Annotated in this window: 11 protein-coding genes and 1 riboswitch; of the genes, 1 reads left to right on the forward strand and 10 read right to left on the reverse strand. The window is 47.8% G+C overall.

All coding sequences use genetic code 11. The annotated features are described in order from the left end of the window. Positions 1-897: 897 nt before the first annotated feature. From SFSGTM_RS07235 to SFSGTM_RS07280, 10 genes are read right to left on the reverse strand one after another with little or no spacing between them, the layout of a single operon-like run. Entirely contained in the window at positions 898-1683 is a 786-nt protein-coding gene (locus SFSGTM_RS07235) for a hypothetical protein (protein WP_162084574.1), read from the reverse strand. Continuing rightward, the gene (locus SFSGTM_RS07240) at positions 1680-3827 is read right to left on the reverse strand and encodes a bifunctional diguanylate cyclase/phosphodiesterase (RefSeq protein ID WP_162084575.1); all 2148 of its coding nucleotides are present in this window, start codon (positions 3825-3827) and stop codon (positions 1680-1682) included. Before SFSGTM_RS07240 ends, SFSGTM_RS07235 begins: the two co-directional genes overlap by 4 nt. A gap of 7 nt (positions 3828-3834) precedes the next feature. Then, positions 3835-4614, reverse strand: a complete 780-nt coding sequence (locus SFSGTM_RS07245; RefSeq protein ID WP_162084576.1) for an N-acyl homoserine lactonase family protein — start codon at positions 4612-4614, stop codon at positions 3835-3837. After that, on the reverse strand, positions 4604-5281 hold the full coding sequence (locus tag SFSGTM_RS07250) for a cysteine hydrolase family protein (RefSeq protein ID WP_162084577.1): 678 nt from the start codon (positions 5279-5281) through the stop codon (positions 4604-4606). Before SFSGTM_RS07250 ends, SFSGTM_RS07245 begins: the two co-directional genes overlap by 11 nt. A 2-nt stretch (positions 5282-5283) precedes the next feature. Continuing rightward, complete coding sequence (locus SFSGTM_RS07255; RefSeq protein ID WP_162084578.1) at positions 5284-6054, reverse strand: creatininase; 771 nt, start codon at positions 6052-6054, stop codon at positions 5284-5286. Between the two features lie 8 nt (positions 6055-6062). Further along, entirely contained in the window at positions 6063-6953 is an 891-nt protein-coding gene (locus SFSGTM_RS07260; protein ID WP_162084579.1) for a DMT family transporter, read from the reverse strand. Further along, entirely contained in the window at positions 6950-7690 is a 741-nt protein-coding gene (locus tag SFSGTM_RS07265; protein WP_162084580.1) for an SDR family NAD(P)-dependent oxidoreductase, read from the reverse strand. Before SFSGTM_RS07265 ends, SFSGTM_RS07260 begins: the two co-directional genes overlap by 4 nt. Before the next feature lie 8 nt (positions 7691-7698). Continuing rightward, positions 7699-8484 (reverse strand): SDR family NAD(P)-dependent oxidoreductase, encoded by a 786-nt coding sequence (locus SFSGTM_RS07270; RefSeq protein ID WP_162084581.1) that lies wholly within the window; start codon positions 8482-8484, stop codon positions 7699-7701. A gap of 1 nt (position 8485) precedes the next feature. Further along, positions 8486-9505: a fatty acid desaturase family protein gene (locus SFSGTM_RS07275; RefSeq protein ID WP_162084582.1), complete on the reverse strand. Its 1020-nt coding sequence runs from the start codon at positions 9503-9505 to the stop codon at positions 8486-8488. Positions 9506-9557: 52 nt separating this feature from the next. Beyond that, positions 9558-10565: an ABC transporter substrate-binding protein gene (locus tag SFSGTM_RS07280; protein WP_162084583.1), complete on the reverse strand. Its 1008-nt coding sequence runs from the start codon at positions 10563-10565 to the stop codon at positions 9558-9560. 48 nt (positions 10566-10613) lie between these two features. Next, a riboswitch (guanidine-I (ykkC/yxkD leader) is annotated at positions 10614-10714 on the reverse strand. Positions 10715-11085: 371 nt separating this feature from the next. Here SFSGTM_RS07280 and SFSGTM_RS07285 point away from each other — a divergent pair. Then, positions 11086-13179 carry a TonB-dependent receptor gene (locus SFSGTM_RS07285; RefSeq protein WP_232526061.1) on the forward strand — a complete coding sequence of 698 codons (2094 nt, stop codon included), beginning with the start codon at positions 11086-11088 and terminating at the stop codon, positions 13177-13179. The last annotated feature ends 7 nt before the right edge of the window (positions 13180-13186 follow it).

Below are 13186 nucleotides of genomic sequence, written 5' to 3' on the forward strand. Positions count from 1 at the left end.
CCCTGAAGAAGGCTGAAATTGGGTTAACATGCCCGAAAAGCCGACTAAAAACGGTGAGTTGAATAGAATAAGTTGCTGCAATGGCAACGTGAAGGTCGTGAAATGGCGGGTGGGATGCGTAACGCGTCCAGTTATGCCAGCATAGTCAAAAAGATATTTCCATAAGCGCTCAAGCAACACCCGCCCCAGCCATGCCGGGCTTGTCCAACAAACGGTTCAGATTGTGGCTCGCTTCGCGATCACAATCTAACCTTATTCGTTAGATGTGAACAGCGCTTCTGCTACGGCATAAGCCATAAAATGCCCCCAGCACACGAATACACCACCACGCACAACAATGCTTGTTTTCTTAAATGATCATGCTCTGGTGGTAGTAAGTTGTTATTAAACAGCCACCCTGGGGATAGGATGGCGTACTGCTTTGACCATTTCTCGATGCCAACCACGTGCTGGTATGCGATTGCCCAAATGATCAAATAAACGCCAACTGCCATTATGGCGATTATAAGGAGAGAAACTTTTGCTATTATCTCCATAAAGCGTCATCTAACGTCTAATAGGCACCGTAATCGGTGCCTATTTTATTTGGTAAAACGGTGTATAACACTTTTCATCTCTTTGGATAATGAGTCTAACTATAAGATTATTATTAATAAGTCAAAACAATCTAATTTATATACACCGATTTCCACAATTTATTAGACACCTGATTCTAGTGTGCGATTTGATTCAGTCTAACACTAGATTTTTGCTTTAACAATTACGCAGATCGGAAATTATGAGGTCTATAAAAGATGCATCAAAATGCTACAAAGCCAGACCCGGCAGCGAGCTCTCGAAAGCACTTATATTGAAACGGTCATTAAGGAATTACTGAGTCTGTAGTGTTAGTATGGATTAAGTAATAAACCAGTGGCGACTGATTATGCCATTTACTGTCTGTACATCCTGAATATATTCGGCCTTAGTCTGTGAAATTTCAGCCCAGTCAGATGTGGTGAATAACGGTGTGCCTTCACGAAATGGCAAAGTTGAGAGTTGAATTTCCCATGGCAGGCTGCCTTGTGTCAGACGTCCGAATGAGATTTCGAAATCCAGCATGGCAATAAGTTGTGGGTGAGTGTAACTCGTATCGTCCAACAGGGCGGTTAGTGAGGTTGCATGTGGTAAGGGGTGACTGCGGTCGCGTACGAAAATGAAATAGTCACCACTGACTACCAAGATTCCCGCTTGTGACTGTTCGGGGCTGCGTGTTGTATTTTTCTCCGTAAAGCGTAGGGCAAAGGTAGCACCTTGGCTGTCGGGTAATTTTTCCCAGATTTCAGTGTAATCACGCGCTATGCCTGATTCTATTAAGTGATTATCATTGAATTGCATGCGGCCGATATCCAGATCAGTTCTGGCTGGCTGATAATCGAGTTGGCGTATCCATTGGCATGTATCATCAACGACACGGGTTACTCCTGCAAATCCTAGCTGGCGCGCTAATTGTTTTAATTCGGTTAATGAAAAATCCTGTAGTGATGCCTTCCCGCTAAAATCTGGGCGATCTGCTGGGATACGTATATCTGCGTGTAATGATGGTGTTTGCAGCCAGTACACCTGAGTTGTGTTGTCTATACCTGCAGGGCTTTCAAGCTGCTTGCGTTGCCATACCCCCAGATATTGTTCGGGGACTGTCATGTGATATTCAATCCGTTGCGCAGTAGCGATTCCATTTCTGGCGCAGGAACTGGGCGGCTGAAGTAATAACCTTGGATTTCGTCGCAATGGTGCTGTTTTAAAAATTCATAATTGGCCTGAGTCTCTACGCCTTCAGCAACTACTTTTAGCCCTAGTTCATGCCCCAGTGTGATGATGGCGCGGACGATGGCTTCATCGTCGGAGTTGGTATCTATTTCCTGCACAAAACTTTTATCTATTTTCAGATGGTTAACCGGGAAGCGCTTGAGATAACTCAGGCTGGAATAGCCAGTACCAAAATCATCTATAGCCAGTGCGACACCAAGCTTTTTCAGGCTCGTGATCGCTACGTTAATGCGTTCCGCATCCTGCATGAAAAATGATTCTGTCAGCTCCAGTTCGAGGTATTGCGCATCCAGACCTGATTGCAAGAGGGTATTGGTAACCAAGTCAATCAGCGTAGGCTGGCGGAACTGGATAGGTGACAGGTTTACCGAAATGCTAATCGGTGTCAGTCCTGCATCTTGCCAGCTGCGGTTCTGGCGACAGGCCTCTTCCAGTACCCATTGTCCGATAGGAATAATCAGACCTGTTTCTTCGGCAATAGGTATGAATTTATCGGGTGGAATCAGTCCTTTTTCCGGATGTAGCCACCGTACCAGTGCTTCTGCACCTATGATGTTGCCATTGGCGGCATCGATACGGGGTTGATAGTAGACGCGGAACTCGAAATTTTCTATTGCGTGGCGTAATTCGTTAATGAGCTCCAGTCGGCCTGTCGCTGCCACACTGAGTTCAGGTTGATACAGATGGAAGGTGTTTCTGCCTGCGTCTTTTGCCTTATACATAGCGGCATCTGCACACTGCAAGAGTGCCTCGGCAGTGTCGCCATCCTTGGGAAAGCAGCTGATGCCTACACTACAGCTGAGTGTATATTCATGCTGGTCATTAATCCAGGGTTGAGATATAGATTCGAGTAAGCGCTGGATGATATTGCCGACATGGTGTTCATCAATCTGCTCGGTCAGCACTAGTATGAATTCGTCACCACCAAGCCGGGCAACGGTGTCTTGACTGCGAATACAGTTACTGAGGCGGGACGAAACTTCGAGCAGCAGGCGGTCACCGACATGGTGGCCGAGACTGTCGTTAATCAGTTTAAAGTGATCCAGATCAACAAAGACAATGGCGACTTTTTCATGTTCATATTTGGCTCTGCTGATGGCACGTTCTATTCTGTCCATCAGCAATATGCGATTGGGCAGGTTGGTTAGTGTGTCATGGCTAGCCTGATGCTGTAAGGCTTCTTCATGATTTTTACGTTCGGTGATATCCACCACCGTACCTTCGTAGAATTCGACTTCGCCGTTTTCATTAGTGACTGCGCGGGCATTCTCGGATATCCAGATGATACTGCCGTCTTGTCGATAGACTTGAGACTCAAAATTGCGTACATAGCCAGACATCGACATGATGCGTACGAAATCATCTCGGCGTGATGGGTCGACATAGAGCTGATGCTGGATGTCCTGCAATGCAGCGATCATACTTTCGGGAGAGGGGTAACGATAGATCCGAGCCAGTGCTGGATTAGCGTCAATGTAGCAACCATCGGGTGCGGTTTGAAAGATTCCTTCAGTAGCGTGTTCAAAAATACTGCGGTAGCGCCTGAGTACTTCGTGCAGGGCTTTGTGGGTGGAGACGCGATCGGTAATGTCCTGAATAAATCCTTCTACAGCTACTGCTTTGCCATGTTTATCGACTATACCCAGTCCACGTTCAGATACCCAGCGTATGGCACCATCGCGGCGGATAATGCGGTATTCGATGTTGTAACTGGTGTTGGCAATCAGTGCATTTTGTATTGTTATATAGACCAGATGCAGGTCGTCAGGATGGGTGATTTTCTCATATGAGATGACATCGTCCCGTATCAGGTCGTTGGGTTGGTAGCCAGTGAGTTCCACACAGCCCGCGCTGACAAACTCCATCGTGCCGAAAGCCTTGGCTTTACAGCGGAATAGCATCCCGACCAGATTTTTGGTGATAGCATTAATCAATCCGGCTGAATCAAGTTCACTCGACGATTCTGGCGTGAATTGACAGAATTTGGCTTTAATTATGCTGGTTGCGGGCAGTTTCATAAGTATCCTATTCGTGGAATTCGGGGAACTGCCGCAGCGTTCTCCAGAAACTGATATCGTGATTAGGCCAGAGTATTGCTTTTTCTTCTGCCGCCAGTGTTTTAAGTTTACGTATGCTGGCGATAGCCTGATCCTCCTGATCTTGCCAGCATAGCCCAGGTGGGACTTCGTCCATAATGTTCTCAGTCAGATCGGCCGCATCACCACATAAAATCACGGGTGCGCCCTTGGGTAATTCTATCCACAGCGACATGTGTCCAGCAGTATGGCCAGGCGTGGATATGGCGCGTACACCTGGTGCTACATCATATTCACCCTCCATTACTTTCCAAGGGTAATCACCAGAAAAGTCATCAGGGAAATAGCCTATGTCCTGACCTGTTTGTGCTGCTTCCATTTCAGCCTTTTGTACATGTACTTCTGTGCCACACACATCACATAATCCTCCTGCGTGGTCAAAATGCAAATGGCCTATAAATACTACGTCCACATCGGCAGGAGTCAGTCCCATGCGTGCCAGATGGGCAGGCAGTCGCTGACTCTCATCCATTTCGGGTGCACCGAACGGAAATATTTCAGGGTCATAGTAATGTTGACGCTGAGTTGAATCGGCTATCTTGTTATAGTCGCAACCAACGTCATAGAGTATACGTCCGTTTGCTGTTTCAATCAGATAGGCGAGGATAGGGGCCTCGATGATTTGTCCTTGCCCGCGGTGTCGCGTGGAGAGGGACTTGTCATAGTGATGGGTTGCCGTCAGTAATGGCCAGAGTTTTTTAACTTGCATGACTGGTCTGATCCTCTGTAGTTGTGTCTGCTATCAGTTGTAACATTGCATCGGTATTGAGTACTTTGCCAAATATGCCACCTTCAACCTCTATCATGGACAGGCTGGCTTGATGTAATTCCGGATATGCTGAGCCACAGGCATCGCTGATGGTGATGCAATCCCATCCATTTTCTACAGCTGCTCTCAGCGTAGATTGCACACAAATCTCAGTCGTTACACCAGTGATAATGAGCTGGGTTATCTGCTGGCTGCGCAGGATAATTTCGAGATCGGTTTGATGAAATGCGCTATAGCCGGGTTTGTCGATAATGACTTCACCTGCAATCGGCGTCAGCTCATCTATGAAATCATGGCCATATTCACCACGTATAAGCAGTTTACCCATAGGTCCATCAGAACCTATGGCTGCTGCGGCACGAGCGCTACGTGCCTTTTTACTTGGCATACAATCCAGCATGTCACTGTGATGACCTTCGCGTGTGTGGATGACCAGCATGCCTAGTGCACGTGCAGTATTGAGCAGTTGTTGAATCTGCGGGATAGGCTTGCGCAGATTAGATATGTCGAGGCCTGCCATCTCTGCGTAACCGCCAGCTGCACAAAAATCGCGCTGCATATCAATAATAATCAGGGCTGTACGGTTTAATGGATATGGCAAATTCATGGTTAAGTCTGATTAAATTCTGCGACTACGGCTTGCGCAATACGAGCGGCTAGCTCTTTCGCCATGATTTCACCTTTTTCCGCATCGGCACCTAGCGCAGAAGAAAGTACGCCTGATGGAGGAACCCAGTCAGGGTTGGCGGGATAAATGTCGTAGGGTGGAAAATCAGCGGGACCATCGTCAGGGATTAAATCAAGCCGTACCAAATCAGGATGGTAATGCAGCATCAGTGAGGTTTCGATTATGGCTGCATGTTCCAGTGCATAGCCTGGGAAACCATTTGGGAATACGCTATGTAATGTGGTTTCAGTCAGGAAATCCCAGTATTCCAGGCGCATCACGCGCAACTTGGCACCTGGCTGGATATCACGCATGGCCAGATCGATGCCTTCGGTGATAAACCACTGATTTTCAAAATGACCATTGACGATCACCAGTTTTTCTACTCCATGACGTGCAAATTCACGTACCGTGTCGCGAACCAGGCCAATCAGTGTTTGTGCATCAACTGAAGTAGTGCCGCAGAAATGTTGCCCGCCGCCGCATTTTGGTTGAGATTTGTAACCATATGACAGTGCTGGTGCAACGATGCCGTTGATTAATTCTGCTGTGCTGGCTGCTACAGCAGCAGACAATAGGGCATCCGTTCCCAATGGCAGGTGCGGACCATGTTGTTCGAGCGCCCCAACGGGTAAGAACACGGGTGGGTTGGTGGTTTTGATCTGGGCACAATAAGCAACCCAACTCATTTTGTTCATGTTGACGGTATTCATAATTTTTCCTATTGTGATTCAGCAGAAGTATCTGTTGCCTCAATGACAGCAGCGCAAGCAATAAGTATGCCGCCTATCATTTCGCGGGGCATAATTTTTTCACCGCCGATGACCATAGCTGAAATAACAGCGGCTAGTAATTCAACGATGAGGATAATGCCGGCGCGTCCCGTTTCAATATGGGTTACGCCGTATTGAGTGGTGAAAGTCGCCAGTGCCAGCCAGCCAAAGCCAAAAGCGAGTAGTGCAATGATTAGATTGGGTGACCAGTCTGGCTGGATCGCATGTTGCTGTAACACCAGTAACCCGGAAACTATGCCACATCCAACGAATACGGCTATGGTTTTTGATACCATGGGGATGGTATGCGCAGCACGGGTCACCAGATTGTTTGAAGCGAATGCCAGACCAGCGGATAATGCCAGCACATCGGCAACCGATAATGGCGTAGCAAACGCCGCCGTGCCACCGATTACTAAAAATGCTCCCAGAACGGATATAAATACCGCTAACATGCGACGTCTGGTAACGGTTTCATGCAGAAACACGCGCCCGCCGATGACTGACCAAACTGGTGCCAGATAAAACAGCAGCATGACGCGTACTACGTCACCTGTGAGTAACGCCTGGACGATGGATGCATTAGCCCAGCCGCCAAACAATCCAAGCAGCAACAATAATCTGGTTTGCCCTTGCCAGATACGGCGTTCACGCAACAGAAAAGGCAAGCCTACCAAGCCGACCAGACCGTAACTGACAAATGAAATTAACGGACCTGATAATCCAGCTGCACCAAACTGTTTAAGTGGCCACCAGATGATGCCCCACATGCCAGCTGAAAGTGTCAGGACAGTGAGTGGCAACCATGCTTGTGGAGAAGTGCGTGTCAGGTTGCTCATGGCATGACGGACCCGCCATTGGGACCCAGTACCTGGCCACAATAGAACCGGGCGTAATCAGACACGAGAAATAGCACTGTGGTAGCAATTTCATCAGGTTCTGCAAAGCGTTGATAGGGGATGTCCTTTTCTTTCTCTATACACTCTTCAGACATGTATTCTGTTGTCATCATGGCCGTGTTGACTGGGCCAGGCGCAACGGCATTGATGCGGATATGGGGTGCAAACTCTCGTGCCAGAGAGCGGGTCAGGCCGATTACACCTGCTTTTGCTGCACAATAAGATGAATAATCTTCACGTCCAAGATAAGCCAGATCGGAACTGATATTGACGATAATGCCGTTGTCCCGTTTCGCCATCTCGCTGAGAACAGCCTGGCTGCATAGAAATACTGATTTAAGGTCGCTGTTTATGACGTGATCCCAATCTGCTTCGGTAATCTCCAGAAATGGTTTTTCTGCAATGACGCCAGCATTATTTACCAGTATGTCTATTTGACCGCAGCTTGCTACCATTTGCCGTACCTGGTGAGCGTTGGTGACATCGGCCTCAACTGCATGGGCATGACCACCTTTGGATGTGATGATTTGTACTACTTGTTCAGCCTCACGGGCACGATTAAGGTGATTTACGATAACCGTTGCACCTGCATCGGCAAGCATGATGGCGATAGCACGACCTATCCCGGTGGCAGCGCCAGTAACAATTGCTGTTTTATTGTGTAATGTTATATTCATGATGGTCATCAATGCATGACCTCACCATTACTTACGACGATAGCTTGACCAGTAATCGCGCGCGCATAAGGTGAGGCGAGGAAAAGGAAAGTGCCAGCAATATCTGCTGGCATGAGTAACTCGGGTATAGCTTGCTGCGCCAGAATTTCAGCTATCATTTCTGATTCGGATTTATCTGCTGTTTCTGCCATTGCACGCATGGAACGCATTGCTGCCTCAGTCGCAACCCAGCCTGGACAAACTGCATTGACACGAATTTTTAGTTTGCCTAATTCCCATGCCAGCGAACGCGTCAGACCAATAACCGCATGCTTGCTGGTGACATAGGCGGAAAAGTCAGCCACAGCACTCATACCCCAGATAGAAGACTGATTGATGACGCAGCCTGAAGAAGATATGAAAGGCAATAGTGCACGTGTCAGCAGATACATACTGCTGACGTTGTTGTGCAACAGGCTTTGCCAGCGCTGCTCGGCATCGGTTGCTGCATCGTTCAATGGCGTCGGGTATTCCATGCCTGCATTGTTGATCAGTGCGTGGATGGTGATCTGCCGTTGTTTGAAGTTGTCAGCTAAAGCATGGATCTGTTCTGCATTGGTTAAATCCAGCGCATGTGTCGTAACTTTTGCATGTTTAGCCAGTCGTTGTGCAGCAGCTTCCAGCGCATCTGGATTGCGGTCTATCAGTTCTAGGTTTGCCCCGTGCTCGGCAAATGCCTCTGCAATAGCCAGCCCGATGCCGCTGGCGGCCCCCGTAATGACTATCGTATGATCAGTAAAGTCGAGATTTGCCATATCAAACTGCCGTCAGAAATGACACGCCTACAGCGCCATAGAATGCAGAAGGATCCAGATGTCCAGGTGATGTTTCCGGCACGTCACCATAATCATCCGACAGTATGCGCTTCACCCGATAGCGGTGATGGGCAGCCAGTAACGTGCTCATAGGTAATACTTGCTGATACTCCGCTGCAAATAATTTGGCATGTAATGCTGGCAAACGATACCAGGGTTCGATAGGGCGCTCATGATGGGCGTTGTGATAGGAAAAATTCAACAGCATCAAGTTTAATAGTGGATGTGCAACTGAAACCAGATTGGAGTAGGTGTTGCGTTGTTCGTAAGTGCGGTCACGTATTTTGTCATTGGGAACCTCACCACCTTGCAGGATGGCAAAAGCATCATAGGTGTGCTGGTAGGCATCGGCAAAACGCAGCACGTGCAGCATGATTAAATATGCGATGGCGTAACCCAGTAAACCCGCGGGTGAGAACCAGCCTAGCGCAGCAAATGCGATAGCGCGTACAACAAGTATGGTCAGTACGCGAGCGCGGTTCTGTTTTTTCTCGGCAGCCACAAACGGCAAGACCATGACATAGCCGTGCATGATTAACTCTACTGCTGGTATGTATGCCCACTCCAGCATCAGTACCAGACGACGTACCCAGGCTGGTGATTTGAGCAGAAAAGCCTTGAAATCGAAGGTGATGACGTCGGCACGGTCAACATGGTGACGTACATGCTTGCGTCTAAGATCATTAAATGTGGCATAGCAAGAGCCGTTAATCCAGGTCATTAACGTGCCCCAGCGAGCATTATCCTCAGCCGTTTTGAATATAGAGTTGTGTGCAAATTCGTGGAAAAAATATCCGGATAAAATCAGTGCGTGGGCAACCAGCAAGGTGCCGATAATCTGTCCCCAGATGGGTGCCAATATAAGTAACAGCAGGCCGCCAACATAGGCACCTAATGTATAGGATAAGGCAAGCACATTCGGCACAACGCCGTCGGCATAGCGAAATTTTTGATTCAACATGAATAACTCCTCAAGCAAGGTCACGCCTGTATTCAGGCGCGACCTGCCTTACTTACTTAACTAAGGATTTGACGAACTGACTGTCAATAGTGGTTTCAGTAGCAGGGATGGTCGTAATTTGACCTTTACTTTTCAGAATGTTGCCGATGACTTCGCCACTTGCGAAGTAGGAAGTGGTTTCTGCGGATTTGATGAACGCTTTAGGCATTTCAGCAAGTGGTATGTTGTAAACACCTGACATCTGATCCATGGCTTCTTTTCCGCTTACACCCATAGCTTTACCGATAATTTTGGCTGATTCGTCAGGGTGGGCTTTCATGTAGTTCAAACCATCTACGTAGGCTGCGATCAGACCAGTGATTTCTTTTGGATGTGCCTGGATATATTTCTGATCAAATACTAAAACGTCAGCAATCAGACCAGGCGCATTTTTGGAGGAAAACACTACATGGAATTTTTTGCCATTACCCTGACTCAGGATTTGGGACAGGCTAGGCTCATAGGTAACGCCGACAGGAATGCTATTGGACGCCATGGCAGCGGGTACAGCTTCAGGCGACATAGGTACGGCTTCAAAGTCTTTTTCGGACAAGCCATTCTTTTTCAGTGCGTAAGAGAGCAGGAAGTCAGAAGGTGATAATGGGTTGAAACCAATTTTCTTACCTTTGAAGTCAGCCACTTTAGTAATGGCTGTGCTGGCAACAATTGCATCACCACCATTGGAATAGTCGATAGGCATAACAACTTTTTGTGACAGACCTTTAGCATCAGATCCGATTACCTGGTCATAAGTCAACATGCCGCCGTCAACAGAGTGGCTGGCTATTGCAGTTGGAATGAGTGCAGGGTCAGTGAACATTTGCAACGTGACTTTGAGGTCATGTTTCTTGTAGAAATCTTTGGCATCAGCAACGAAAAAAGGACCGTAGCCTACCCATACCACGGTACCAATTTTCATGCTGGTAGTGGCGTGCGCAGCTATAGGGCTCATGCTGGCTGTCGCGAGCATCACTGAGGCAAGACAAACTTTTTTAAGCGATTTGGAATGTAATATTGACATGACTAGCTCCTAAGAAGGTTAAAAATAAAACGGGAAAGCAACTGTGCTCTCTCCCGGGCTTTTATCCCTCCGTGGAACCTCTAGCGAGGCCGGACTGCTCTCGGACCAGACATCCCATTGCTGGAACCGGAACCCTAGCTATCCTAATACAGACATGAGTGTGAAAGGGCTGTGTAGAGCAGCCACTTTCCCGTCTTGCACTTAGTTATGCAAAGCCCGTGCCAATTAGAAATATTTAATAACAATTAAAAATAAATATATAAATTTCAATAAGTTAGTCGTTATATTTGTGTTGTTTGGTAGTGATGGTTGAGCTAAGTAAACCGTGTTGTTGATGTCAGGCGAGGGCGATATGAGTGCAATACGATAGTGAGCCGCTCTGTTTTGGTGCGTCTTATTAATTGCATGCGTATCATCGTTTTGGTAGCCTGATGAGTTAATTTGCATTCGCTTATGTACATGACTTAGACTGAAAAAAGGTCTCACAATTTTAGTTGCTCAGGTGATTTAAGAAATGCTTATGTATCAAACTAGCTGCACGCACAAACGGTCAATGGGGGCTTGCCTGAATAAATGGTACAGCGCCACATTATTGCTGGCAGTATTAGTCAGCTTGAGTGGATCATCTCTGGCTGGCGGTATTCAGACTTTGGATACAGTTGATGTCGTAGGTGTAACAGATGATTTAGTCGGCGTGGCTGATTCTGCTTCGCAAGGTACTGTAGTTGCAGATCAGATTGATGGACGGCCTTTGTTGCGGCCAGGCGAGCTGCTGGAAACCATCCCCGGTTTAATAGTTACGCAGCATTCTGGTTCGGGTAAGGCTAATCAGTATTTTTTGCGTGGTTTTAATCTTGATCATGGCACTGATTTTTCTGTTTTCGTGGATGATATGCCGGTCAATTTCCCGACGCACGCGCATGGACAGGGTTATGCCGATGCCAATTTTTTGATTCCTGAGCTGGTTGATAGTATTCAATATCGCAAGGGGCCATATTCGGTAGAAGATGGCGATTTTTCTGCTGCGGGTAGTGCACGAGTGAAGCTGCGCGATACGCTGAGTTCCTCATTTGTGGACATGGGGGTGGGTGGAAATGGTTATCGCCGTATGCTGACAGCAGGTTCACCGACGCTAGCCAGTGGGCATTTGCTTTATGCGTTGGAGGTGTCGCAATACGATGGCCCCTGGGATGTGCCGGAGAATGGCAAAAAATATAATGGCCTGCTGCGCTATACCCAGGGAACGGATAATGATGGTTGGAGTTTGACGGGGATGGCGTATAGCAATGACTTTACCGCTACCGATCAGGTCGCACAGCGTGCTATAGATAGCGGTTTGATTGACCGTTATGGCAGTCTTAACCCTAGTGATGGTGGGCATACGCATCGATACAGTCTGTCTGGACGATGGGCGAATACGGGGGCAGGCAGTAATACCCACGCCAATTTTTATGTGATTGATTACCGGCTCGATTTGTTTTCTGATTTTACCTACTATATGAATGATCCCGTACATGGCGATCAGTTTGAACAGCTGGATGACAGAACTGTTATCGGCGGGGCGACCAGCCATAGCTGGCTGTCCAGATTTGCCGGTTATGATGTGGAGCACACGATAGGCAGCGGGCTGCGTTTTGATGATATCCGTGCACTGGGCTTGTTCAATACCGAGCAGCGCCAGCGTTTGTCTACGGTGTCGCTGGATAGTGTGCAGCAAGCCAGTGTTAATTTGTATTATCAGGAAGCAGTGCAATGGAATTCATGGCTGCGGAGTATCGCAGGTGTGCGTGCCGATCAGTATAGCTTTGATGTTGCCAGTGATACAGCAGTCAATTCTGGGCGTGCCAGTGCGGGGATATTGTCGCCCAAGCTGTCACTCGTATTCGGGCCGTGGGATAACACTGAGTATTATCTGAACATAGGTCGAGGATTTCATTCCAACGATGGGCGTGGTGCTACGTTAACTGTTGATCCATCTACCGGACTACCTGCACAGAAGGTGAACCCGCTGGTACCTGCCATGGGATATGAAGTAGGGGTGCGTAGTGTGCCTATGCGTGGATTACAAACGAGTCTGGCTTTGTTTGTACTGGATATTGATTCCGAACTGGTTTTTGCTGGTGATGCGGGAAGTACCGAACCTAGCCGGCCGAGTCGACGTATAGGGTTGGAATGGGCAAATTTTTATAAACCCAATGATCAGCTGACGCTGGATGCAGATGTGAGTTTATCGCACTCACGTTTTCGTGTGAGTGACCCTGTTGGCGACTATATCCCCGGCTCAATAGAGCAGGCTGCTTCAATAGGGGCAAAACTGGAACAGGGACGCTGGTTTGGTAGTTTGCGACTGCGTTATTTTGGACCGCGTCCATTAATAGAAGATAACTCTGTACGCTCCAGCGCTTCAACTATTGTTAATCTGGCAAGTGGGGTCAAACTGGATAAACATATGCAAGTCAATTTTGAGGTGCTGAATTTGTTTAATGCTCAAGTTTCGGATATTAATTATTACTATGCTTCTCAGCTGGCGGGCGAGGCGGCGCCAGTAAACGATATTCATACTCACCCAGCTGAGCCGCTTACAGTCAGGGTGGGTTTGCGAGTGAAATTTTAGCGCGAAT

This window comes from Sulfuriferula nivalis (assembly GCF_009937995.1).
GTDB lineage: Bacteria > Pseudomonadota > Gammaproteobacteria > Burkholderiales > Sulfuriferulaceae > Sulfuriferula > Sulfuriferula nivalis.

Excerpts from the sequence above, each read along its gene's own strand:
- SFSGTM_RS07235 (WP_162084574.1), bottom strand. The coding sequence starts at position 1,683 with ATGACAGTCCCCGAACAATATCTGGGGGTATGGCAACGCAAGCAGCTT.
- SFSGTM_RS07240 (WP_162084575.1), bottom strand. The coding sequence starts at position 3,827 with ATGAAACTGCCCGCAACCAGCATAATTAAAGCCAAATTCTGTCAATTC.
- SFSGTM_RS07245 (WP_162084576.1), bottom strand. The coding sequence starts at position 4,614 with ATGCAAGTTAAAAAACTCTGGCCATTACTGACGGCAACCCATCACTAT.
- SFSGTM_RS07250 (WP_162084577.1), bottom strand. The coding sequence starts at position 5,281 with ATGAATTTGCCATATCCATTAAACCGTACAGCCCTGATTATTATTGAT.
- SFSGTM_RS07255 (WP_162084578.1), bottom strand. The coding sequence starts at position 6,054 with ATGAATACCGTCAACATGAACAAAATGAGTTGGGTTGCTTATTGTGCC.
- SFSGTM_RS07260 (WP_162084579.1), bottom strand. The coding sequence starts at position 6,953 with ATGAGCAACCTGACACGCACTTCTCCACAAGCATGGTTGCCACTCACT.
- SFSGTM_RS07265 (WP_162084580.1), bottom strand. The coding sequence starts at position 7,690 with ATGAATATAACATTACACAATAAAACAGCAATTGTTACTGGCGCTGCC.
- SFSGTM_RS07270 (WP_162084581.1), bottom strand. The coding sequence starts at position 8,484 with ATGGCAAATCTCGACTTTACTGATCATACGATAGTCATTACGGGGGCC.
- SFSGTM_RS07275 (WP_162084582.1), bottom strand. The coding sequence starts at position 9,505 with ATGTTGAATCAAAAATTTCGCTATGCCGACGGCGTTGTGCCGAATGTG.
- SFSGTM_RS07280 (WP_162084583.1), bottom strand. The coding sequence starts at position 10,565 with ATGTCAATATTACATTCCAAATCGCTTAAAAAAGTTTGTCTTGCCTCA.
- SFSGTM_RS07285 (WP_232526061.1), top strand. The coding sequence starts at position 11,086 with ATGTATCAAACTAGCTGCACGCACAAACGGTCAATGGGGGCTTGCCTG.